This is a genomic window from Bradyrhizobium sp. Kon69, assembly GCF_055807515.1.
Genome location: NZ_JBVVOS010000222.1, coordinates 1 through 319, shown reverse-complemented (window position 1 = coordinate 319; position 319 = coordinate 1). Strand labels below are relative to the sequence as shown.

The 319-nt window shown below is 58.0% G+C and carries 1 protein-coding gene; it reads left to right on the top strand.

The features are described from left to right. Positions 1-274, top strand: a 274-nt coding sequence (locus AC0L3U_RS38920) for a flagellar cap protein FliD N-terminal domain-containing protein (protein ID WP_473365044.1), incomplete at its 5' end; no start/stop codon positions are given. Positions 275-319: the final 45 nt, after the last annotated feature.

Genomic DNA, 319 nt, shown 5'->3' with positions numbered 1-319 from the left:
ACTCAAGACCATGGGGACCGATAACAGCTTCAGTGGCTTGGTCGGTACTTCTTCGGATGAAAAAGTTGCCACCATGACTGCAGGGGCGGGTGCTTCAAACGGCTCGTTCTCGCTGGTGGTATCGCAGCTGGCCCAACCTTCGAAACTGACCACCGCCAATTTTGCGGGTGGCGCATCTACCGTGGTCAACAAGACTGACACCGCCACTGACCCGCCTGCAGTTGCCCGGTGGCAAGGCGCTGAATTTCAGCGATCTGTTCAACAGCCGCCGTGAGAAATTCACCCCCGGCACCCTCCTTGGAGTGGCCGCTCAATGAAC